This is a genomic window from Streptomyces sp. NPDC058051, assembly GCF_042885475.1.
In the GTDB taxonomy this organism is placed as follows: Bacteria; Actinomycetota; Actinomycetes; order Streptomycetales; family Streptomycetaceae; genus Streptomyces.
In genome coordinates, this window is the sequence record NZ_JBHVRW010000012.1 from 77756 (window position 1) to 99634 (window position 21879).

General features: G+C 72.0%; 19 protein-coding genes. 10 read left to right on the forward strand and 9 right to left on the reverse strand.

Features of this window, described 5'->3' with window-relative positions; translation table 11 throughout:
- Positions 1-44 precede the first annotated feature (44 nt).
- A complete protein-coding gene (locus tag ACFVUT_RS20270; RefSeq protein ID WP_389651686.1) occupies positions 45-635 on the forward strand; it encodes a TetR family transcriptional regulator in 591 nt (196 codons plus the stop codon).
- 375 nt (positions 636-1010) lie between these two features.
- Here the strand turns inward: ACFVUT_RS20270 and ACFVUT_RS20275 are convergent, their stop codons facing one another.
- From ACFVUT_RS20275 to ACFVUT_RS20285, 3 genes are all read right to left on the reverse strand, one after another.
- A complete protein-coding gene (locus ACFVUT_RS20275) occupies positions 1011-2651 on the reverse strand; it encodes a phospho-sugar mutase (RefSeq protein WP_389651274.1) in 1641 nt (546 codons plus the stop codon).
- A 173-nt stretch (positions 2652-2824) separates the two neighbouring features.
- Positions 2825-3649: a purine-nucleoside phosphorylase gene (locus ACFVUT_RS20280; protein ID WP_389651277.1), complete on the reverse strand. Its 825-nt coding sequence runs from the start codon at positions 3647-3649 to the stop codon at positions 2825-2827.
- Positions 3650-3751: 102 nt separating this feature from the next.
- Positions 3752-4189 carry a gamma-glutamylcyclotransferase gene (locus ACFVUT_RS20285; RefSeq protein WP_389651280.1) on the reverse strand — a complete coding sequence of 146 codons (438 nt, stop codon included), beginning with the start codon at positions 4187-4189 and terminating at the stop codon, positions 3752-3754.
- Positions 4190-4460: 271 nt separating this feature from the next.
- Here ACFVUT_RS20285 and ACFVUT_RS20290 point away from each other — a divergent pair, with 271 nt between their 5' ends.
- Positions 4461-5900 carry an NAD(P)H-quinone dehydrogenase gene (locus ACFVUT_RS20290; RefSeq protein ID WP_389651283.1) on the forward strand — a complete coding sequence of 480 codons (1440 nt, stop codon included), beginning with the start codon at positions 4461-4463 and terminating at the stop codon, positions 5898-5900.
- A gap of 189 nt (positions 5901-6089) precedes the next feature.
- The gene (locus ACFVUT_RS20295) at positions 6090-7064 is read left to right on the forward strand and encodes a DeoR/GlpR family DNA-binding transcription regulator (RefSeq protein WP_389651286.1); all 975 of its coding nucleotides are present in this window, start codon (positions 6090-6092) and stop codon (positions 7062-7064) included.
- Positions 7065-7313: 249 nt separating this feature from the next.
- Here the strand turns inward: ACFVUT_RS20295 and ACFVUT_RS20300 are convergent, their stop codons facing one another.
- Entirely contained in the window at positions 7314-7913 is a 600-nt protein-coding gene (locus tag ACFVUT_RS20300) for a TetR/AcrR family transcriptional regulator (RefSeq protein WP_389651289.1), read from the reverse strand.
- A 117-nt stretch (positions 7914-8030) separates the two neighbouring features.
- Between ACFVUT_RS20300 and ACFVUT_RS20305 the strand changes: the two genes are divergently transcribed.
- Positions 8031-9629 carry an MFS transporter gene (locus ACFVUT_RS20305; RefSeq protein ID WP_389651292.1) on the forward strand — a complete coding sequence of 533 codons (1599 nt, stop codon included), beginning with the start codon at positions 8031-8033 and terminating at the stop codon, positions 9627-9629.
- 80 nt (positions 9630-9709) lie between these two features.
- Here the strand turns inward: ACFVUT_RS20305 and ACFVUT_RS20310 are convergent, their stop codons facing one another.
- Positions 9710-11464: an acetyl/propionyl/methylcrotonyl-CoA carboxylase subunit alpha gene (locus tag ACFVUT_RS20310; protein ID WP_389651295.1), complete on the reverse strand. Its 1755-nt coding sequence runs from the start codon at positions 11462-11464 to the stop codon at positions 9710-9712.
- A 410-nt stretch (positions 11465-11874) separates the two neighbouring features.
- On the opposite strand from ACFVUT_RS20310, the gene ACFVUT_RS20315 reads away from it, so the two are divergent.
- On the forward strand, positions 11875-12324 hold the full coding sequence (locus tag ACFVUT_RS20315) for a hypothetical protein (RefSeq protein WP_389651297.1): 450 nt from the start codon (positions 11875-11877) through the stop codon (positions 12322-12324).
- Between the two features lie 99 nt (positions 12325-12423).
- Here the strand turns inward: ACFVUT_RS20315 and ACFVUT_RS20320 are convergent, their stop codons facing one another.
- The 4 genes from ACFVUT_RS20320 to ACFVUT_RS20335 form a co-directional block, all read right to left on the reverse strand.
- A complete protein-coding gene (locus ACFVUT_RS20320) occupies positions 12424-13035 on the reverse strand; it encodes a Maf family protein (protein WP_389651300.1) in 612 nt (203 codons plus the stop codon).
- 150 nt (positions 13036-13185) lie between these two features.
- A complete protein-coding gene (gene mmpB, locus ACFVUT_RS20325; protein WP_389651303.1) occupies positions 13186-13314 on the reverse strand; it encodes a morphogenic membrane protein MmpB in 129 nt (42 codons plus the stop codon).
- 122 nt (positions 13315-13436) lie between these two features.
- A complete protein-coding gene (locus ACFVUT_RS20330; protein WP_389651306.1) occupies positions 13437-13643 on the reverse strand; it encodes an acyl-CoA carboxylase epsilon subunit in 207 nt (68 codons plus the stop codon).
- A gap of 14 nt (positions 13644-13657) precedes the next feature.
- Complete coding sequence (locus ACFVUT_RS20335; protein ID WP_389651309.1) at positions 13658-15250, reverse strand: acyl-CoA carboxylase subunit beta; 1593 nt, start codon at positions 15248-15250, stop codon at positions 13658-13660.
- Between the two features lie 133 nt (positions 15251-15383).
- Between ACFVUT_RS20335 and ACFVUT_RS20340 the strand changes: the two genes are divergently transcribed.
- The 5 genes from ACFVUT_RS20340 to hutH all read left to right on the forward strand — a co-directional run bounded on the left by ACFVUT_RS20340 (position 15384) and on the right by hutH (position 21866).
- Positions 15384-16289 carry a biotin--[acetyl-CoA-carboxylase] ligase gene (locus ACFVUT_RS20340; RefSeq protein ID WP_389651311.1) on the forward strand — a complete coding sequence of 302 codons (906 nt, stop codon included), beginning with the start codon at positions 15384-15386 and terminating at the stop codon, positions 16287-16289.
- Between the two features lie 356 nt (positions 16290-16645).
- Positions 16646-17818: an adenylate/guanylate cyclase domain-containing protein gene (locus ACFVUT_RS20345; RefSeq protein ID WP_389651314.1), complete on the forward strand. Its 1173-nt coding sequence runs from the start codon at positions 16646-16648 to the stop codon at positions 17816-17818.
- A gap of 342 nt (positions 17819-18160) precedes the next feature.
- A complete protein-coding gene (locus ACFVUT_RS20350; protein ID WP_389651316.1) occupies positions 18161-18973 on the forward strand; it encodes an enoyl-CoA hydratase/isomerase family protein in 813 nt (270 codons plus the stop codon).
- An 85-nt stretch (positions 18974-19058) separates the two neighbouring features.
- Entirely contained in the window at positions 19059-20228 is a 1170-nt protein-coding gene (locus tag ACFVUT_RS20355; protein WP_389651319.1) for a diguanylate cyclase domain-containing protein, read from the forward strand.
- Positions 20229-20306: 78 nt separating this feature from the next.
- Positions 20307-21866, forward strand: coding sequence for a histidine ammonia-lyase (gene hutH, locus ACFVUT_RS20360; RefSeq protein ID WP_389651322.1), 1560 nt, complete (start codon positions 20307-20309; stop codon positions 21864-21866).
- Positions 21867-21879 lie beyond the last annotated feature (13 nt).

Genomic DNA, 21879 nt, shown 5'->3' on the forward strand with positions numbered 1-21879 from the left:
GTGGTGTGTAGGATGGAGCGGTGACCTCCCGCCCCGAAGTGAGCATGGCCCAGCGCAAACGTCAGCTCGTCGCGAACGAATTGACCGAAGCGGCGCTGCAACTGCTGGCGCTGAAAGGGTTTGACGCGGTCACGGTCGACGAGATCGTGACCGCTGCCGGAGTGTCCAAGAGGACGTTCTTCCGTTACTTCGCGTCCAAAGAGGATGTGGTCGTCCAGTTCCTGGCCGACATGGGCGCCGGTATGCGCGCGGAGCTGGCGGCCCGCCCCGTCGAGGAGCGGCCCTCCGTCGCGCTGCGACAGACCGTCTGGGTCTCCGTCGCCGCCTGTGGGGACCACTCCGACAGGGCGCTGCCGGTGGTTCAGCTGATTCTGCGTACCCCCGCCCTGCTCGCCCGCTTCCTGGAGCGCCAGGTGCAGTGGCGCGACGACCTGACGGAGGAGTTGGCGGCCCGCTCGGGGCTCGACCCGGTCACCGATCTTTACCCGCAGCTCGCCGTCGGCATGGCGCTGACCGCCTTCGACACCGTGCTGCAACGGTGGAGCGGCAGTGACGGCGCCGAGGACCCCGAAGAACTGACCGACCGGGCCTTCGCCGTCATCGCCCCGGCGCTGGACGCCGTGCCCCGGCGCTGAACCGCAGGTGAACGGTCCGGTCCGTCCGGTCCTCGGCGCGCGGCCGGAGGAACGGTTCGCTCCTGGCATGCGGCCGGCGGAACGGGTGCGCTCCTCGGCAGCCGGACGAAGGGCCCCCGCGGCACACCCGTACCGCCGATGACGTGAACGGCCGCTTCGGACGGCACCTCGCGGGCCCGCCGCGCTCACCGGACGGGTTCGCGGTACGCCCCCGGCGACGCCTCCTCACCCGCCGACGACGCCTCCACACCCCCCGGCGGCCCGCTGGGCACCCTTCTCCGCACCCGTGAACCCCGTCATGGGGCCGGCCAGGTCACCGGCCCCGGTCCGTGCGGGCCGGATCCCGGCCATGTCACCCGCCCCGGCGCGTACGGCTCAGATCCCGGCCGCCGCCGCCAGGTCCCGCTTGATCCCGGCCAGCAGCTCCGCACCCTTCGCACGGGCCGCGGGCAGCTCCTGGGCGGAACCGACCGGCACCACGACCTCCAGGTAGCACTTGAGCTTCGGCTCGGTGCCGCTCGGGCGGACGATCACGCGGGCGCCCCTGAGGTGATAGCGGAGCCCGTCGGTGGGCGGCAGCTGCGCGGTGCCCCGGGACAGATCCTCGGCCGAGGTGACGGCGAGGCCGGCGAGCGCGGTCGGCGGGTGTTCGCGCAGCCGCCGCATGGCGTCCGCGATGACGGAGAGATCCTCCACCCGGACGGACAACTGGTCGGTGGCGTGCAGCCCGTGGTCGACCGCGAGGTCGTCGAGGAGGTCGAGGAGCGTACGCCCTCGCTCCTTGAGCACCGAGGCCAGTTCGGCGACGAGCAGCGCGGCCGTGATGCCGTCCTTGTCGCGGACGCCCTCCGGGTCGACGCAGTAGCCGAGCGCCTCCTCGTACCCGTACCGGAGGCCGTCCACGCGGGCGATCCACTTGAAGCCCGTCAGCGTCTCCTCGTAACCGAGGCCCGCCTTCTCGGCGATCCTGCCGAGGAGCGAGGACGACACGATCGACTCGGCGAGGACACCGGTCACGCCGCGGTTCACCAGATGGGCGGCGAGCAGCGCCCCGACCTCGTCGCCGCGCAGCATCCGCCAGCCGCCGTCGGTGGCGGGGTCCGGAACGGCGACGGCGCAGCGGTCGGCGTCCGGGTCGTTGGCGATGACGAGGTCGGGGTGCGTGCGCCGAGCGGTGGCGAAGGCGAGATCCATCGCGCCGGGCTCCTCCGGATTGGGGAACGCGACGGTCGGGAAGGCCGGGTCGGGCTCCGCCTGCTCGGTGACGAGCACGGGCTCCGGGAACCCGGCCCGGGCGAAGGCGGCGGTCAGTACGGAGGTGCCGACGCCGTGCATCGCGGTGTACACGACCCGGGCGGTACGCGGCGACCCGGCGTCGAGCACGGCGTCCGTACGGGCCAGATAGGCCGCCAGGACCTCGTCGCCGAGTACGTCCCAGCCGCTCTCGGGGCGGGCCACCTCGTCGAGCGGGCCGACCGCGGCGATCTCGGCGGCGATCTCGCCGTCCGCCGGGGGGACGATCTGCGAGCCGTCGCCCAGGTAGACCTTGTAACCGTTGTCGCGGGGCGGATTGTGGCTGGCCGTCACCTCCACGCCCGCGACGGCGCCCAGGTGCCGGATGGCGTACGCCAGCACGGGAGTGGGCATCGGGCGGGGGAGTACCGCCGCGCGCAGGCCCGCGCCGATCATCACGGCCGCGGTGTCACGGGCGAAGTCGGCGGACTTGTAGCGGGCGTCGTACCCGATGACGACGAGCCCGTCGGTCCGCCCCTCCGCCTTGAGGTGGGCGGCGAGTCCCGCGGCGGCCCGGATGACGACCGCGCGGTTCATCCGCATCGGCCCGGCGCCCAGTTCCCCGCGGAGCCCGGCCGTGCCGAACTGCAGCGTGCCGGCGAACCGTACGGCGAGTTCGTCGAGGTCCTCGGTGGCGATGAGCTCGGCGAGCTCGTCACGGGTCTCGGGGTCGGGGTCCTCGGCGAGCCATGTCCTGGCCCGCGCGATGAGGTCCTGCTGCACGGTGTCCGCCCTTCTGCGGGTCGCGGTACAGAGAGTTCAGCCTCGCCGGCGTGCGGGGCGCGGGGCCCGGCCGGTGTTCCGGTCCGGGCGGGAGCGGGGTCACAGGCCCGCCGCGGTCGCCGGGCGCACCCGCGGGCGCACCTGTGGGCGCACCGCCCCCACCGCGGTCCGGCTCAGATCCGTTCGAGCACCCGCGCCAGCAGCGCGCCCATCCGCGTGGCGGAATCCCGACCGGCCCGCAGCACCTCCTCGTGGTTGAGCGGCTCGCCGCTCAGCCCCGCCGCCAGGTTCGTGACCAGCGAGATGCCCAGCACCTCGGCCCCCGCCTCCCGGGCGGCGATCGCCTCCAGCACGGTGGACATGCCGACCAGGTCGCCGCCCATGACACGGACCATGCCGATCTCGGCCGGGGTCTCGTAGTGCGGACCGGGGAACTGCACGTACACGCCCTCTTCGAGCGTCGCGTCGACCTCCTTGCACAGCGCGCGAAGCCGCGGCGAGTACAGGTCGGTCAGGTCGACGAAGTTGGCGCCCACGATCGGGGACGCCGCGGTGAGGTTGATGTGGTCGCTGATCAGCACCGGCTGTCCGGGGCGCATGCCTTCGCGCAGACCGCCGCAGCCGTTCGTCAGGACGACGGTCTTGCAGCCCGCGGCGACGGCGGTGCGGACCCCGTGCGCGACGGCGGCCACGCCGCGGCCCTCGTAGAAGTGCGTGCGCCCCAGGAAGACCAGGGCGCGCTTCGCGCCGATCCGGTACGAGCGGATCGTCCCGCCGTGCCCCTGCACGGCGGGGGCCGGGAAGCCGGGCAGGTCGGTCACCGGGAACTCGGCCTCCGGAGTGCCGAGCGCATCGCCCGCGGGTGCCCAGCCGGAGCCCATCACGAGCGCGACGTCGTGGGTCTCGATACCGGTCAGCTCGCGCAGGCGGACGGCGGCGTCGGCCGCAGCGGCGTGCGGGTCGCCCTGGATGTGGTCCGGAATAACTGATGCGTTCACGCCGATGAGGGTAGCCGGTGATTCCCTACGCGCGTAGATGCCCCTGCGCACAGTCTGCGCGGACGTGCTCGTACATTCATACAAAAGTGCTGGTCGGGCGGGTCAGCAAGGGCGCTTGCGAAGTTCCATCACATAGTCGTGCGGGGCGCCCGCGGACTCCGCCGCGTCCGCGATCTCGCCCAGATAGCGGGCGGACGGCAGCCCGCCCTCGTACCCGTTCAGCACGTACATCCAGGCCGGCTCGTCGCCGTCCAGGGTGTGCACCCGCACCCGCATGCGCCGGTAGATGTCCAGGCCGACGCCCTCCCACCGGTCCATGGAGTCCTCGTCCAGCGGGGCCAGGTCGTACAGCGCCACGAAGACCTGGGAGCGGGGGGCCTCCACCACCGTGGCGAGCGCGCCCTCCCAGCCCATCTGCTCCCCGCCGAAGGTCAGCCGCCAGCCGTTGAGCCAGCCGGTGCCGCGCAGCGGGGAATGCGGTGCGCGGCGCGTCATCAGCCGCGCGTCGAGGTTGCCGGCGTACGCGGCGTAGAGCGACATGGGGTCGAGGGTACGGGAGGTGGCGGCCGGAACGTCGATTCCTGTGAGGAAGACCCCCTTCGGGGGTCCGCACCCGCGTCCGCCCGCGGCCCCCGGGCCGCCTTGGAGCCCCGCCGCGCGCGCTCCGGCGCACGTATGGAGGGCCCCGGGGCGAAGCACCTTGGCGCGTGCGGGACAATGAAGTACGTACTGCATTCCCCGGGGCGGCCCCCCGGACCCCCGGCCGGGGCAGCAGACGGCCGCGGGATGACATACGCGAGGCGGACTTTTCGTGACCCGGATCGTGATCATCGGCGGAGGACCCGGCGGGTACGAGGCGGCGCTGGTGGGCGCCCAGCTCGGCGCGGAGGTGACCGTCGTCGACTGCGACGGCCTCGGCGGCGCGTCGGTGCTCACCGACTGCGTACCCTCGAAGACCCTGATCGCGACGGCAGAGGTGATGACCACCTTCGACTCCTCGTACGAGGAGCTGGGCATCATCGTCGCCGACGACACGCCGCACGTCGAGCAGGCGGCCCGGGTGGTCGGCGTCGACCTCGGCAAGGTCAACCGGCGTGTGAAGCGGCTGGCGCTCGCCCAGTCCCACGACATCACCGCCTCCGTCACCCGCGCCGGGGCGCGCGTGATGCGCGGACGCGGCCGGCTGGACGGCCTCCAGGCCGCCGACGGCTCCCGCACGGTCGTCGTGACCGCCGCCGACGGCACGGAGGAGAGGCTCACCGCCGACGCGGTCCTGATAGCGACCGGCGGTCACCCGAGGGAGATCCCGGACGCCCTCCCCGACGGCGAGCGCATTCTGAACTGGACCCAGGTCTACGACCTCGACGAGCTGCCCGAGGAGCTCATCGTGGTCGGCTCCGGTGTGACGGGTGCCGAGTTCGCCGGCGCCTACCAGGCGCTCGGCTCGCGGGTCACCCTCGTGTCCTCGCGCGACCGGGTGCTGCCGGGTGAGGACCCGGACGCGGCCGCCGTGCTGGAGGACGTCTTCCGGCGCCGCGGCATGAACGTCATGGCCCGCTCCCGCGCCCAGGCCGCGAAGCGGGTCGGCGACCGGGTCGAGGTCACCCTCGCCGACGGCCGGGTCATCTCCGGCTCCCACTGTCTGATGGCGGTCGGCGCGATCCCCAACAGCGCGGGCATGGGCCTGGAGGAGGCCGGGGTCCGGCTCAAGGAGTCCGGCCACATCTGGACCGACAAGGTCTCCCGCACGAGCGTCCCCGGTGTGTACGCGGCCGGTGACGTCACCGGGATCTTCGCGCTCGCCTCCGTCGCCGCCATGCAGGGCCGGATCGCGATGTACCACTTCCTCGGTGACGCGGTGGCCCCGCTGAACCTGAAGGCGGTCTCCTCGAACGTCTTCACCGACCCCGAGATCGCCACCGTCGGCTACACCCAGGCCGACGTCGACGCCGGGACGATCGACGCCAGGGTGGTCAAGCTGCCGCTGCTGCGCAACCCGCGCGCCAAGATGCAGGGCATCCGCGACGGCTTCGTCAAGATCTTCTGCCGGCCCGGCACCGGAATCGTGGTCGGCGGCTGTGTCGTCGCGCCGCGGGCGAGCGAACTGATCCACCCCATCTCGATCGCGGTCGACAACAATCTGACAGTGGAACAGATCGCAAACGCTTTCACCGTGTATCCGTCCCTGTCGGGATCGATCGCGGAAGTGGCCCGTCAATTGCACACCCGTAAGCTCACGGACCAGGGGTAAGCGCCTTCAGGGAGACCGGCATTTCCCGGCGGATCCCGGCATCCCGGACGGGTCCGGCCGCTGTTCGACGGTCGGAACGGAACAACAACGGGGCCGCCTATACCACTTGGCGACCCCTTGTATGTACAACTTCTGTTATTCGGCGCAAACTGCTGAAAACACTCGGGTAGTCACGTTACTGTCAGTTTCGTGTTCGCTGCAGAACGTCGTCAATTGATCCTCGAAATGGTGCGTGCCAACGGGGCGGTATCGCTCCGTGAGCTCGCCCGCGTCGTCCAGACCTCCGAAGTGACCGTACGGCGGGACGTGCGGGCGTTGGAGGCAGAAGGACTCCTCGACCGCAGGCACGGCGGTGCGGTCCTGCCGGGCGGCTTCACGCGCGAGTCCGGTTTTCCGCAGAAGTCCCATCTCGCCACCGCCGAGAAGACGGCCATCGCCGATCTGGCCGCCGGTCTCGTCGAAGAGGGCGAGGCCATCGTCGTCGGTGCCGGTACGACCACGCAGGAGCTGGCCCGCCGGCTCGCGCGGGTTCCCGGTCTGACCGTCGTCACCAACTCCCTGCTGGTCGCCCAGGCGCTGGCCCATGCCAACCGGGTCGAAGTGGTGATGACCGGTGGCACCCTGCGCGGCTCCAACTACGCCCTGGTGGGCAGCGGGGCCGAGCAGTCCCTCCAGGGGCTGCGGGTCTCGCGCGCGTTCCTCTCCGGGAGCGGGCTCACCGCGGAGCGCGGTCTGTCCACCTCCAACATGCTCTCGGCGAGCGTCGACCGGGCCCTGGTGCAGGCCGCGGCGGAGGTGGTGGTCCTCGCGGACCACACCAAACTCGGCTCCGACACCATGTTCCAGACGGTGCCGACGGACCTCATCACCCGCCTCGTGACGGATGAGCCCCCCGGTCACGACGACCGTGCCGCCACCGAACTGCAGGCCCTGGCCGACCAGGGGGTGCAGATCGCGGTGGCCGGCGCCGGAAGCGGCTCCGCGTCGGCCGAGACCCTCCCGCCGGGCCGCCAGGCCCGCCGGGACATGCCGCTGCCCGGGCAGCGCCGTACGCGCGGAGGCGGCCCCGGGGCGCCGGGCCCACAGCAGCTGCGGAGCGCGGCGGCGATGGCCGAACCGGGGCAGGGGGACCGGGCAAGAGTGGCGGATCTGCGGCGCCGGTAGCGGGGCCTCACGTCGGCGTGCGTTCGAGGGGGCGCCGGTGGGGCCTCTTCGCCCCCGTGGGGCCCTGCGGTGCCGGTACGCGGCCCTGCGGCGCCGGTAGTGGGGCCTGATAGCGGGCCTCGTAGCGGGGGCGGGGGCTCCTCTCCCGCCCCGCCCTGCCCCGCCCCGCCCCGCCCTGCGTCGTCCCGGCGCCGGGCGGCACGCCCGGCTTCCGGTGGGGGGCTGCACCCGGCCCCGACTACGGGGTCATCAACTTCCCTCCGTCTTCGGCCCCTTCAGCCCCTGAAGGGTCAGCATCAGCAGGCGTCCTGCCAACTCCGGGTCGTCCGGCGCCTGTTCCGCGGCCAGCGCGATCGCGTTCGTCAGCTGCAGGACGTCGTCGATGGATACGTCCGCCCGTACGGCCCCACTCGCCTGAGCGCGCGTCAGCAGCGTGGACCCCGCCTCGCGCAGCGGCACATTGCACTGGGACAGGGCCGAGTTCTTGTCCCGTGACGTCGACATGAGCGCCTGAGCGAGGCCGCGGTACTCACCCGCATGAGTGATGATCGCGCCCAGCCACTCCACCAGCGCCCCACAGGGCTGCTCCGCCCTCGTGAGTTCGTGGGAGCGGGCGATCAGCGAGCCGACGGCCTCCTGGAAAACGGCGCCCATCAGCGCGTGCCGGTTGGGGAAGTGCCGGTACAGCGTGCCGATCCCCACCCCCGCGCGTCGCGCGATGTCCTCCAGGGACGCGTCGGTGCCGTGTTCCGCGAAGGCGGTACGGGCCTCCTCCAGCAGTCGGTCGTAGTTGCGGCGCGCATCGGCGCGCATCGGCCTGGCCGGCGTCGGTGCCGGGCTCATCGCCATTGCGCAGTCCTCCCTTTTTCCGCCCCGGGGTCCAGGATGCCATTGCATATCCGGAGGCACCCTCCGTATCGTTTCGGAGGCAACCTCCGTTTATCCTCTCCTGGAGGCGATACCGCCATGCCGGAAACCGAAGCCGCGGCCACATCGGGCGCCACGGCCGACACCACGACGCACGCGCACGCCACCTCCGCGTTACCGCCCCGCCCCGCCTTCGCCCTCGCCCTGATCCTGACCTGCCAGATGATGCTGATCCTGGACGCGACTGTCGTGAACATCGCGCTTCCCGACATCGGCGAGGAACTCGACTTCAGTCCGGCCGGACTGTCCTGGGTGCTCAACGCGTACACCCTCGCCTTCGGCGGACTGATGCTCATCGGAGGCCGGCTCGGCGACCTCATCGGCCGCCGCCGCGCCCTCACCGTCGGTGTGCTGATCTTCACCGTCGCCTCGCTACTCGGCGGCCTCGTCGATCAGGCCTCGCTGCTGCTCGTCGCCCGGACCGCGCAGGGCGTCGGCGGCGCACTCGCCGCGCCGTCCTCGCTCGCGCTGATCACCACCACCTTCGCCGCAGGACCCGAACGCAACCGCGCGCTGGGCATGTTCACGGGTGTGGCCGCCGCCGGTTCGGCGGTCGGGATGATCCTCGGCGGTGTGCTCACCGAGGTGGGTTCCTGGCGCTGGACCCTCTTCATCAATGTCCCCGTGGGCCTCGCCGTCCTGGTGCTCGCCCCGCTCGCCATCCGCGAGACGGCCCGCGTCCGCGGTGCCCGCTTCGATGTCGGCGGCGCCCTCACCGGTACGTCGGGGGTGACCGCGCTCGTCTACGCGTTCATCCGCGCCGCCGACCACGGCTGGGGTGAGGCCGAGGTGACCTGGGCATTCGTCGCGGCGGCCGTGCTGCTCGGCACGTTCCTCGCGGTGGAGAGCCGGGCGCGGCAGCCCGTCGTACCGCTCGACCTGTTCGCCGTACGGAACCGTGCCCTCGCCTTCGCCGGGATGCTGCTGGTGCCGGCCGCGATGTTCGGCGTCTTCTACTTCGACACCCAGTACTTCCAACTCGTCCGCGACTACGGCCCGTTGCGCACCGGACTCGCCTTCCTGCCGCTCGCCGTCGGCATCTTCGCCTCGTCCATGCTCGCGCCCCGGGCGCTCGCCCGCTACGGTCTGCGACGCACCGCGGGCGGTGGACTCGTTTTCGCCGCCGCCGGAATCCTGCTGCAGAGCATGCTCTCCACGGACAGCGGCTACTGGACGGCGCTCTTCGGACCGCTCCTGATCAACGGCCTGGGGCTGGGGTTCGTCTTCATGCCGCTCAGCGTCCTGATCCTCACCAGCGTCACCCCGGACCGGGCCGGCGCCGCGTCCGGACTGATGCAGACCATGCAGCAGGTCGGCGGCGCACTGGGGCTGTCCGCGCTGGTGACGGTGTACGGGGCGGCGGTCCGGGCGGCGGATCTGCCGGGGCCGGAGGGGATGGTCGAGGGCTATTCGACGGGGCTGCTGGCCGGAGCGGGCTTTCTGGCACTGACCCTGATCCTGCTGCTCGCCGCGAAGCCGGCCGCCGCCCCGCCCGCCGCCGCCCCGCAGGAAGCCGCGAAGCCGGACGCCGCGAAGCCGGAAGCCACAAGGCCGGAAGCCGCGAAGTCGGACGCCGCGCCGCAGACCGCCGCGAGGTCGGACGCCGCGCCGCAGGCCGCATCACCTGTCGAGGGGTGACGCACACCGTCCTCGAACGAGACCGGGGCCCCTGGGGAATGACTCCCAGGGGCCCCGGTGAAACGTCGGGTACCGCGCGATCAGTCCTTGATCTCGCAGATGACGGCGCCGGAGGAGACCGAGCTGCCGACCTCGGCGACGAGCCCCTTGACGGTGCCGGCGCGGTGCGCGTTCAGCGGCTGCTCCATCTTCATGGCCTCCAGGACCACGATGAGATCGCCCTCGTGGACCTGCTGGCCCTCCTCGACGGCGATCTTGACGATGGTGCCCTGCATCGGGGACGCGAGGGTGTCGCCGGACGCCGCGGAGCTGGTCTTCTTCGCCGCACGACGCTTGGGCTTGGCGCCCGCCGCGAGTCCGGTACGGGCCAGGCTCATGCCGAGTGACGAGGGCAGCGAGACCTCAAGTCGCTTGCCGCCGACCTCGACGACCACGGTCTCGCGACCGCTCTCCTCCTCCGCCTCCGCGTCGGCGGGGGAGGCGAAGGGCTTGATCTCGTTGACGAACTCGGTCTCGATCCACCGCGTGTGGACCCGGAACGGGTCGCTGGTGAACGCCGGGTCGGAGACGACCGCACGGTGGAACGGAATGGCGGTGGCCATGCCCTCGACACGGAACTCGGCCAGCGCGCGCGCCGCCCGCTGGAGGGCCTGCTCGCGGGTCGCGCCGGTCACGATCAGCTTCGCCAGGAGCGAGTCCCAGGCGGGACCGATGACGGAACCGGACTCCACGCCCGCGTCGAGACGGACACCGGGACCGGTCGGCGGCGCGAAGACGGTCACCGTGCCCGGGGCGGGCAGGAACCCGCGGCCCGGGTCCTCGCCGTTGATCCGGAACTCGAAGGAGTGCCCGCGCATGGCCGGGTCGTCGTAGCCGAGCTTCTCGCCGTCGGCGATGCGGAACATCTCGCGTACGAGGTCGAGGCCGGTGACCTCCTCGGTGACCGGGTGCTCGACCTGGAGGCGGGTGTTGACCTCCAGGAACGAGATCGTGCCGTCCGTCCCGACGAGGAACTCCACGGTGCCCGCACCGACGTATCCGGCCTCCTTGAGGATGGCCTTCGACGCCGCGTACAGCTCCGCGTTCTGCGCCTCGCTGAGGAACGGCGCCGGGGCCTCCTCGACCAGCTTCTGGTGGCGGCGCTGGAGCGAGCAGTCACGCGTGGAGACGACGACGACGTTGCCGTGGGTGTCGGCCAGGCACTGCGTCTCGACGTGGCGCGGCTTGTCGAGATAGCGCTCCACGAAGCACTCCCCGCGGCCGAACGCCGCGACGGCCTCACGGACCGCGGAGTCGTACAGCTCGGGGATCTCCTCCAGCGTGCGGGCCACCTTCAGGCCGCGACCGCCGCCACCGAAGGCGGCCTTGATCGCGATCGGCAGCCCGTGCTCCTTCGCGAACGCCACGACCTCGTCGGAGCCCTCGACCGGGTCGGGCGTACCCGCCACCAGCGGGGCCCCCGCACGCTGGGCGATGTGACGGGCGGCGACCTTGTCGCCGAGGTCGCGGATCGCCTGCGGCGGCGGCCCGATCCAGGTCAGGTCCGCGTCGATGACGGCCTGGGCGAATTCGGCGTTCTCCGACAGGAAGCCGTATCCCGGGTGGATCGCGTCCGCGCCTGAGTCCTTGGCGGCCTGGAGTACCTTGGCGATGTCGAGGTAACTGGCGGCCGGGGTGTCACCGCCCAGGGCGAATGCCTCGTCGGCCACCCGCACATGCAGAGCGTCCCGGTCCGGGTCGGCGTAGACGGCCACGCTCCCGATTCCGGCATCCCGGCATGCCCGAGCAACACGGACAGCAATTTCGCCACGGTTGGCGATGAGCACCTTGCGCACGATGGCTCCCTCCTTGAAACAAGCTGAGTTTAGGGACTACCGACACGGCCCTACGACCCGTCCCCACTGGTGAGCTTGCCCACACGGAGTGTGATTCGAGGCTTGCTCAAGTAGCTAAATCCCTTGTGGCACCAAGGTACGCCGCGTTCCATGACCGCACAGTAGCCACGAGGTGTGGTCCAGATCTCTGTTCGGGCAAGCTGTTACGCCCGGCGATTCTTTGTCCAGTCCCCACTAATGGGCGAACGATTCTTTGCCCGACACACCTCAGGCGCGAGGAGGGGGCGCGGGGAGAGTGTGCGGGTGCACGTCGGAGGTACACGGCGCGGATGGAGGAGGGCGGGGCCCTTGTCCGGAGCGTTACCCATTAGTAGGGTCCGCGCTGTCGCACGTACGCGAGGTAACAGGGGGTGAGCACCGTGGTGCGCAGACCAGTGGCGTTCGTGGCCGCGATCGTGCTGTTCGTGGAAGCTGTGGGTGTCGTGCTCATCAACGGCATTCTGGCGACGGTCGTCAAGAACCAGGAGATGTCGCTGGCCGGGATGGAATCCGGGGCCATGGCCAACGGCACCTGGGCGATGGGCGGCGTCTTCGGCCTGTACCTGCTGCTGTGCGGGCTGGTCCTCCTGCTGACCGGTGTCCGTGACCGTACCCCCGGCCGCATCGGTCGCATCGCCCTCATCGTCTGCGCGGTGGTGCACGGGGTGCTGGGTGCGCTGACGGTGGGACTGGTCGGCTGGGCCGCGTTCGCGTGGCTGATGGTGGTGCTCGGCCTGATCGTGCTGACGCTGGTGGCGTACGGCCCCGAGTCCGACCGGCCCACGGACGACATCGAACCGAGCGCGCCGGCTACGGCCTGACCGGCACGGTCCGGCCGGGGCGGTGCGTGCGGGGCGCCCTGACCGGCACGGTCCGGCCGGGTTGGTGGACCTGAGGCGACTCGGCCCGCACGGTCCGGCTCAGACCCACAGCTCGGTCACGGAGATCCCCAGCTCGCCCAGCAGACGGCGCAGCAGCGGCAGCGAGAGCCCGATGACATTGCCGTGGTCACCCTCGATGGAATCGACGAACGGCGCCGAGCGGCCGTCCAGAGTGAAGGCGCCCGCGACATGGAGCGGCTCGCCCGAGGCCACGTAGGCGGCGACCTCGGCGTCCGTCGGTTCGCCGAAACGGACGGTCGTGGAGGCGGTCGCCGAGGCCGTACGGCCGCTCGCGGTGTCGATCACGCTGTGACCCGTCCGCAGTACACCGGCCCGGCCGCGCATGGACTTCCAGCGGGCGATGGCCTCCTCGCTGTCGGCCGGCTTGCCGAGCGCCGCGCCGTCGAGTTCCAGCACCGAGTCGCACCCGATGACGAGGGCGCCCGCCGCCTCCGGCCGGCCGGCCACCGCGGCGGCCTTGGCCTCGGCGAGCACGAGCGCCAGCTCGGACGGTGTCGGCGCGCTCAGGGCGTCTTCGTCCACCCCGCTGACGATCACCTCGGGCGCGAAACCGGCTTGGCGCAGAAGGCCGAGACGGGCGGGGGAGGCGGAGGCGAGCACGAGACGGCGCTGATCAGTCATACGGGCCATCGTAGAAGGGAAGCGCCGGGGGCCGGGGCGGAACCCCGGGGCACGCGGCAGGCGAGGTCCGGGGACCGCGCCCCCGTGCGGGATCCCGCACGCCTCGCCCCCACCGTCGCGTGTACCGGCCGTTCCGCCCGTGCGGCGCTCCCGAACCCGTCACCGCGTCCCGAGGACGAGCATCGCGACCACCATCGCGAGGGCGAGCACCATTCCCACGCGCCGCATCATGTCCTGGGCGTCGCGCAGTTCCTTCGGCGCCTTGTTCTCCGGGTCGGACCACAGCATGGACCGATCCTGCTGCCGCGGCGGACACCGCGCCTGAGTACGGGTACTCAGGCGCCCTGGTGTGTACGGGCCGGATCGCCCTCGCGCGCGGACAGATAGCGGACAGACAGATGTTCCCGCGCCTACCCGGGCCAGTACGTCCGTGCCCAGGCGCGCGGCCCCGGCAGACGGCGCTCGCGCCGGGCGATGCGCCCCGGGTCGGACCACTGGCCGGGCAGTGCCGGTGCGGCGGACGGCGCGTCGGCCGTCGCCGCGGCGCGCGCCCGGACCACCGCCAGTGCGGCGGCCAGCTCCTCGGGGGTCGGGTTGCCCCGTATGACCTTGATCATGGCCAGGACCTTTTCTAGAGGGGGATGTTGCCGTGCTTCTTCGGGGGCAGCGACTCCCGCTTCGTACGCAGCTGGCGCAGGCCCTTCACGATGTGGGCGCGGGTGTCGGACGGCATGATCACCGCGTCGACGTAGCCGCGCTCGGCCGCCACGTACGGGTTGAGCAGCGCGTCCTCGTAGTCGGCGATCAGCTCGGCGCGGGTCGCCTCCGCCTCGGCGGGGTCCGTGACGGCGGCGATGGTGCGGCGGTGCAGGATGTTCACGGCGCCCTGTGCGCCCATCACGGCGATCTGCGCGGTCGGCCAGGCGACGTTGATGTCGGCGCCGAGGTGCTTGGAGCCCATGACGTCGTACGCGCCCCCGAACGCCTTGCGGGTGATCACCGTGATCAGCGGGACGGTCGCTTCCGCGTACGCGTAGATCAGCTTGGCGCCGCGACGGATGATGCCGCCGTACTCCTGGTCGACGCCGGGCAGGAATCCGGGGACGTCGACGAAGGTCAGGACGGGCACGTTGAAGGCGTCGCAGGTGCGGACGAACCGTGCCGCCTTCTCGCTCGCGTTGATGTCCAGACAGCCCGCGAACTGGAGCGGCTGGTTGGCGACGATGCCCACCGGAAAGCCCTCGACGCGCCCGAAGCCGGTGATGATGTTCGGCGCGAAGAGGGACTGCGTCTCCAGGAACTCGCCGTCGTCCAGCACGTGCTCGATGGCGGTGTGCATGTCGTACGGCTGGTTCGCCGAGTCCGGGATCAGGGTGTCGAGTTCACGGTCCTCGTCCGTGGTGGCGAGATCCGCGGCTTCGGGGAAGGCCGGTGCTTCGGAGAGGTTGTTCGAAGGGAGGTACGACAGCAGCGACTTGACGTACTCGATGGCGTCCTTCTCGTCGCCCGCCATGTGATGGGCCACCCCGGAGGTGGTGTTGTGGGTGCGGGCGCCGCCGAGCTCCTCGAAGCCGACGTCCTCGCCGGTGACGGTCTTGATGACGTCCGGGCCGGTGATGAACATGTGCGAGGTCTGGTCGACCATGACCGTGAAGTCGGTGATCGCGGGGGAGTAGACCGCGCCGCCCGCGCACGGTCCGACGATCAGCGAGATCTGCGGAACGACGCCCGAGGCGTGCACATTGCGGCGGAAGATCTCGGCGAACAGACCGAGCGCGGCCACGCCTTCCTGGATGCGCGCGCCACCGCCGTCGTTGATGCCGATGATCGGGCATCCGGTCTTCATCGCGAAGTCCATCACCTTGACGATCTTCTCGCCGTAGACCTCACCGAGCGAGCCGCCGAAGATGGTGAAGTCCTGCGAGTACACGCAGACGGGGCGGCCGTCGACGGTGCCGTAGCCGGTGACGACACCGTCCCCGTACGGGCGGTTCTTCTCGATGCCGAAATTGGTGGAGCGGTGCCGGGCGAATTCGTCGAGCTCCACGAAGGAACCCTCGTCGATCAGCAGACCGATCCGCTCGCGGGCGGTCAACTTGCCCTTCGCGTGCTGCTTCTCGACCGCGCGTTCGGAGCCCGCGTGCGTCGCTTCGCCGATCCGGCGCTGAAGGTCCGCGATCTTGCCAGCGGTGGTGTGGATGTCGATTGCTTCCGGCTCGGACATCGGGTGGCGGCTCCCTGCCTGGTCACGGGACGACGGTGCGGCTGATCAGGTTCTGAAACACCTACTGATTCGTAGGGTAACGGCGGGTATTCGGTTCGGCAGTGCGTCGTTTCCCACACCTAGTCTGGCTTGCATGACACCTTCGGATGCGCCTCGGAGCCGTTGGTCGGACCTGGACCGGCCGCCCCTGAACATCGCCGCACTGCGCCGCGGGCTGCTGCGGCAGGGCGGACTGTGGACCTCGCTCGACGTCGTGGAGACCACCGGCTCCACCAACTCCGATCTTGCCGGGCGGGCGGCGGCGGGGCTCGCCGAGGGCGCCGTGCTGGTCGCCGAGGAGCAGACCGCGGGCCGCGGGCGCCTCGATCGCACCTGGACGGCTCCGGCCCGTTCGGGCCTGTTCCTCTCCGTGTTCCTCACACCGGGTGACGTCCCCGTCCACCGATGGGGCTGGCTGCCGCTGCTCACCGGCGTCGCGACGGCGACGGGCCTGGCCCGGGCGGCGGGCGTCGACATGGCTCTCAAGTGGCCCAACGACCTCCTCGTGACCGTCCCCGGGGGTTCCGGCCCGCTCCGTCCGGGGGAGACCCCACCGGGCGAGGAGCGCAAAGCGGGCGGCATCCTGGCCGAGCGCGCCGGGGACGGCGTCGTCGTGGGCATCGGCCTCAACGTCTCCCTGCGCGCCGACGAACTCCCCGCCCCCACAGCCGGCTCGCTGGCCCTGGCCGGCGCGATCTCCACCGACCGCGAGACGCTGCTGCGGGGTGTGCTGCGCTCGCTGGAGCACTGGTACGGGCAGTGGCGCGCGGCGGGCGGCGACCCGGCGGGGAGCGGTCTCCAGGAGGCGTACGCGGCGGGCTGCGCGACACTCGGCCGGACGGTACGCGCCCAACTGCCCGGCGACCGCACCCTCACCGGCGAAGCCGTGGCGGTCGACGGCGACGGCAGGCTGATCCTGTCGACCGGTGACGGCATCCAGGAACCTGTGTCGGCGGGCGACATCGTGCACCTACGGGGCGTCGGGGGCGGCCTGGTCTGACACGGCGGCCCCGCGCGCGGGGCCGCCCCGGGGGCGCCCTGCGGACGTATCACCGGGCCTCGCCCCGAGGAGCGCCCTGCGGACGTATCACCGGGCCTCGCCCCGAGGAGCGCCCTGCGGACGTCGCGGTGCGCCTGACCTGCCCGGTCATTCCCCCTCGTCCGCATGCGACCCGGGGGATGCGCCTTGCCCTCCCGGAAGCCACCCACCGGCCGCGACCGCCCACGCCCCCGGCCCACCCAGGAACATTCCCGGGAGACTGAGCGACGTGAGCCACGGCACACCTGCCGTATCGTTGAGGCGATCCACCGACAGATCGGCAGGGCAGTGCGCAGGGAACGGGCAGGAGGCGGCTGGTGACCGTCGACGACACGACCTCCGGCGCGGGCGCGGAGCCCCCGTCAGAACCTTCGGTCCACCCGACACCGCATCACGAAGTCGACCATACGGCGGAACCGACCCACGACCCCCTCGCGATCCGGCTCGAACAGCTGATCCTGGGCGCCGACCGTCGCTACACACCGTTCCAGGCGGCCCGTACCGCAGGCGTCTCGATGGACCTGGCCTCCCGTTTCTGGCGGGCCATGGGCTTCGCCGACATCGGGCAGGCCAGGGCGCTCACCGAAGCCGATGTGCTGGCGCTGCGCCGGCTCGCCGGTCTCGTCGAGGCGGGGCTGCTCAGCGAGCCCATGGCGATCCAGGTGGCCCGGTCCACCGGGCAGACCACCGCCAGGCTGGCGGAGTGGCAGATCGACTCCTTCCTGGAGGGGCTGACCGAGCCCCCCGAGCCCGGGATGACCCGGACCGAGGTCACGTACCCGCTGGTGGAGCTGCTGCTGCCGGAGCTGGAGGAGTTCCTGGTCTACGTGTGGCGGCGCCAGCTCGCCGCCGCCACCGGCCGGGTCGTGCAGGCCGCCGACGACGAGGAGATGGTCGACCGGCGCCTGGCCGTCGGCTTCGCCGACCTCGTCGGCTTCACCCGGCTGACCCGGCGGCTGGAGGAGGAGGAGCTCGGAGAGCTGGTCGAGGCGTTCGAGACCACCTGCGCCGACCTGGTCGCCGCGCACGGCGGCCGGCTCATCAAGACGCTCGGCGACGAGGTCCTCTACGCCGCGGACGACGCGCGTACCGCGGCCGAGATCGCGCTGCGCCTGATCGAGGCGATGACCCAGGACGAGACCATGCCGGCGCTGCGCGTCGGCATCGCGTTCGGCACGGTCACCACCCGAATGGGCGATGTCTTCGGTACGACGGTGAACCTCGCCAGCCGACTGACCTCGATAGCTCCGAAGGACGCCGTCCTGGTGGACGGGGCGTTCGCGGAGGAGCTGACGCGTACCGGCGACGCCCCGGCCTCCGAGGCACAGGCGGCGGAGGAGGCCGCGGCGGCCGAGAAGGAGCGCCAGGAGGGCGTGGAGCCGCTGTCCGTGCCCACGTACCGTTACGGGCTGCAGCCGATGTGGCAGCGCCCGGTACGCGGTCTCGGCGTGGTGGAGCCCTGGCTGCTGGCCCGCCGGGGCACGTCCTGACGTCGCCCGCGGTCCGAGACGTCGCGCCCGGTCCGGGACATTGCCCCTGGTCCGGTGCCACCGGAAGCGCCCTGACACCGTCCCCGTCCGCCGTCACCCGGACCGCTGCCCCGGGTGCCCCCTGGGCCGTGTCTGACAGATCCCGCCTGCCCGGCGGCGCCTGACACGCACGCTCGCTGCGTTGTCGGGATCGTCCGAGTGGGCCCACTACGAGGACGACCCTCCGCCTTGCGATCGCACGCGCCGGACACCGCCGGTCCCGCCCTCCGGGCGGACGGCGCCATGTGTCAGACACGGCCTAGGATCCCTCCGGTAACGATCGTTAACCGGAGGGGTGAAGTCATGACCGTCACGTCCGAGCAGCGGTTCGGGGAATTCGTCGTCGTGCGGGTCCACGAGGGACAGGAACACGTCGCCGAGCTGGTTCTCGACCGGCCGAAGGCGATGAACGCGGTGTCCACGGACATGGCGCGCTCGATCGCCGCCGCCTGTGCCTCGCTCGCCGCCGATCCGGACGTCCGGGTCGCCGTCCTCACCTCCAGCCACGAGCGGGCCTTCTGCGTGGGCGCGGACCTGAAGGAGCGGAACTCCTTCACCGATGCCGAGCTGCTGCGCCAGCGCCCCACCGCGCGCGCGGCGTACACCGGCGTCCTGGAGCTGCCGATGCCGACGATCGCGGCCGTGCACGGCTTCGCGCTCGGCGGCGGATTCGAGCTGGCCCTGTCCTGCGATCTGATCGTCGCCGACCGCACAGCCGTGGTCGGCCTGCCCGAGGTGTCGGTCGGTGTCATCCCGGGCGGCGGCGGTACGCAGCTTCTGCCGCGCCGGATCGGTGCGGCGGCGGCTGCCGAGCTGGTCTTCACGGCCCGGCGGGTGGAGGCGGCGGAGGCCCGTGACGCGGGGCTGGTCGACGAACTGGTGGAGGCGGGGCGGGACCGCGAGGCCGCGCTGGCGCTCGCGGGCCGGATCGCCGCCAACTCCCCGGTGGGGCTGCGGGCGGCCAAGCGGGCACTGCGGCTCGGGCACGGGCTCGATCTGCGGGCCGGGCTGGAAGTCGAGGACGCCGCCTGGCGGTCGGTCGCCTTCTCCGGTGACCGGGCCGAGGGCGTGGCCGCGTTCAACGAGAAGAGGAAGCCGAACTGGCCCGGACAGTAACGTTTCGTGTTCAAAGAGACACGCAGTGAACATTTCTGACGCCCCTAACTGATCAAATCACCACAAAACTACATAAGCTGGAGCAATGGGTGATGATGTGCGGCTGCGGGCCGTGGTGTCTCTCGCGCAGGCGATGGCGGCGGCACCCACCCCGCGGGGGTCGTGGCGAGCGGCCGCGCTGGGGGTGTGCGAGGCGTTGGGCGGCAGCTTCGCCGCGCTCTCCGTGTGGGAGCGCGAGCGAGGGCGGCTGCGTGTGCTGGTCAACGCGGGCGAACGGGCCGAAGGCGAGGAGGAGTTCCCCGAGGAGGAGGCGTACCCGGTGCACCGGTTCCCGGAGATCACCGAGTTCCTGCACGAGCGGTGGGCCGCCGGGGGCGGTGAGCCGGACGCCTGGGTGGAGACCGCCGACGACCCGGTGCGGCGCCCGCCGTGCGGCGGCGCGGGGGCCCGGGGGTCCGGGCGCGGGTACTGCCACCAGCGCGTGGCCGCCCTGCGGCGGCGCGGGCGCGGCTGCTGCGTGGTCGCGCCGATCGTGCTGCACGGGCGGGCCTGGGGTGAGCTGTACGTGGCCCGCCCGGTGGGCGTGCCGGTGTTCGGGCGGGACGACGCGGACTTCGCGACCGTGCTGGCCGCCGTCGTCGCCGCCGGGATCGCCCAGGCCGAGCGGCTGGAGGAGGTCCGCAAACTCGCCTTCACCGATCCGCTCACCGGGCTGGCCAATCGCCGCGCCGTCGACGTGCGGCTCGACGAAGCCGTGGAGCGGCACCGGACGGACGGATCAGTGGTCAGCCTGGTCGTCTGCGATCTCAACGGCCTGAAGCGGGTCAACGACACGCACGGCCATGCGGTCGGCGATCGTCTGCTGGAACGTTTCGGCTCGGTGCTCTCCCGGTGCGGCGCCATGCTGCCCGGGGCGCTCGCTGCCCGGCTCGGCGGCGATGAGTTCTGCCTGCTCGTGGTGGGCCCCGACGCGGACGAGGTGATCCGGGTGTCCACCGAACTCTGCGAACGGGCAGCCGAGTTGGAGTTCGGCGACGGGGTGGCGTGCGGGATCGCGTCGACCGGCGACCCGGTCGGTCCCGTCGTGTCGGCGCGCCGGCTCTTCCGGCTCGCCGACGCGGCCCAGTACCGGGCGAAGGCGGCCCGCTCCGTGCAGCCGGTCGTGGCGGGGCGCGACGACGAGGTGATCCGGCTGGCCGACGCGCCGCCCAGGTCCCCGCACGACCGCCGCCACCTGCGCGGCAGCCGCCCCTGACCGGAGGGGCGGACCGGTAAGGGGTCAATCGCGCGACCACTGGTGACATGAACGGATTCAATCCGTACGCTTCTGAATATGGATATGCATACAGTCGTGGTGGGGACGTCCGGCGCCACCGCCGGCGACGTCATCGCCGTGGCCCGCGAGGGCGCCCGTGTCGAGCTCTCCGCGGCGGCCGTGAGCGCGCTCGCCGCCGCGCGCGAGATCGTGGAGGCGCTCGCCGCCAAGCCCGAGCCGGTCTACGGCGTCTCCACCGGCTTCGGGGCGCTGGCCACCCGGCACATCGGCCAGGACCTCCGTGCCAGGCTCCAGCGCAACATCGTCCGCTCGCACGCCGCCGGCATGGGCCCGCGGGTCGAGCGCGAGGTCGTCCGCGCCCTGATGTTCCTGCGCCTGAAGACGGTCGCCTCGGGGCGTACCGGTGTACGTCCCGAGGTCGCGCAGACCATGGCGGACGTCCTCAACGCGGGCATCACCCCCGTCGTCCACGAGTACGGCTCGCTCGGCTGCTCCGGCGACCTGGCCCCGCTCTCCCACTGCGCCCTGACGCTGATGGGCGAGGGTGACGCGGAGGGCCCCGACGGCACCGTGCGCCCCGCCGGTGAGCTGCTCGCCGCCCATGGCATCACCCCCGTCGAGCTGCGCGAGAAGGAGGGCCTCGCCCTCCTCAACGGCACCGACGGCATGCTGGGCATGCTCGTCATGGCCCTCGCCGACCTGAAGAACCTCTACACCTCCGCCGACATCACCGCCGCCCTCTCCCTGGAGGCGCTGCTCGGCACGGACAAGGTCCTCGCCCCGGAACTGCACGCGATCCGCCCGCACCCGGGCCAGGGCGCCAGCGCCGACAACATGCTGCGGGTGCTTGCCGGTTCCGGCCTCACGGGTCGGCACGCCGAGGTCACCGGCGACACCCCCCGCGTCCAGGACGCCTACTCCGTGCGCTGCGCACCCCAGGTCAACGGCGCCGGACGCGACACCCTCGACCACGCCGGAATCGTCGCCGACCGCGAACTGGCCTCCGCCGTCGACAATCCCGTCGTCCTGCCCGACGGCCGGGTCGAGTCCAACGGCAACTTCCATGGCGCGCCCGTCGCGTACGTCCTCGACTTCCTGGCGATCGTCGCCGCCGACCTCGGTTCGATCACCGAACGCCGCACCGACCGGCTGCTGGACACGAACCGTTCGCACGGTCTGCCGCCGTTCCTCGCCGACGACCCCGGTGTGGACTCGGGCCTGATGATCGCCCAGTACACCCAGGCCGCCCTGGTCAGCGAGATGAAGCGGCTCGCGGTCCCCGCGTCGGCCGACTCGATCCCGTCCTCCGCGATGCAGGAGGACCACGTCTCCATGGGCTGGTCGGCGGCGCGCAAGCTCCGTACCGCCGTCGACGCCCTCACCCGGATCGTGGCCGTCGAGCTGTACGCGGCGACCCGCGCCGTCGAACTGCGCGCCGCCCAGGGCCTCACTCCCGCCCCCGCCTCGCAGGCCGCCGTCGACGCGCTGCGCGCGGCCGGTGTCGAGGGGCCGGGACCGGACCGCTTCCTGTCACCGGACCTGGCCGCGACGGAGGCGTTCGTACGCGCCGGAAGGCTGGTCGCCGCGGTCGAGCCGGTGACCGGACCGCTGGCGTAGGCCCGGCGGGGAT

Coding starts and splice junctions, on each gene's coding strand:
- ACFVUT_RS20300 (WP_389651289.1), bottom strand. CDS start 7,913: ATGGCGATGAGCCCGGCACCGACGCCGGCCAGGCCGATGCGCGCCGAT.
- ACFVUT_RS20340 (WP_389651311.1), top strand. CDS start 15,384: ATGACACCTTCGGATGCGCCTCGGAGCCGTTGGTCGGACCTGGACCGG.
- ACFVUT_RS20330 (WP_389651306.1), bottom strand. CDS start 13,643: ATGATCAAGGTCATACGGGGCAACCCGACCCCCGAGGAGCTGGCCGCC.
- hutH (WP_389651322.1), top strand. CDS start 20,307: ATGGATATGCATACAGTCGTGGTGGGGACGTCCGGCGCCACCGCCGGC.
- ACFVUT_RS20285 (WP_389651280.1), bottom strand. CDS start 4,189: ATGTCGCTCTACGCCGCGTACGCCGGCAACCTCGACGCGCGGCTGATG.
- ACFVUT_RS20350 (WP_389651316.1), top strand. CDS start 18,161: ATGACCGTCACGTCCGAGCAGCGGTTCGGGGAATTCGTCGTCGTGCGG.
- ACFVUT_RS20355 (WP_389651319.1), top strand. CDS start 19,059: ATGGGTGATGATGTGCGGCTGCGGGCCGTGGTGTCTCTCGCGCAGGCG.
- ACFVUT_RS20335 (WP_389651309.1), bottom strand. CDS start 15,250: ATGTCCGAGCCGGAAGCAATCGACATCCACACCACCGCTGGCAAGATC.
- ACFVUT_RS20305 (WP_389651292.1), top strand. CDS start 8,031: ATGCCGGAAACCGAAGCCGCGGCCACATCGGGCGCCACGGCCGACACC.
- ACFVUT_RS20270 (WP_389651686.1), top strand. CDS start 45: ATGGCCCAGCGCAAACGTCAGCTCGTCGCGAACGAATTGACCGAAGCG.
- mmpB (WP_389651303.1), bottom strand. CDS start 13,314: ATGCTGTGGTCCGACCCGGAGAACAAGGCGCCGAAGGAACTGCGCGAC.
- ACFVUT_RS20320 (WP_389651300.1), bottom strand. CDS start 13,035: ATGGCCCGTATGACTGATCAGCGCCGTCTCGTGCTCGCCTCCGCCTCC.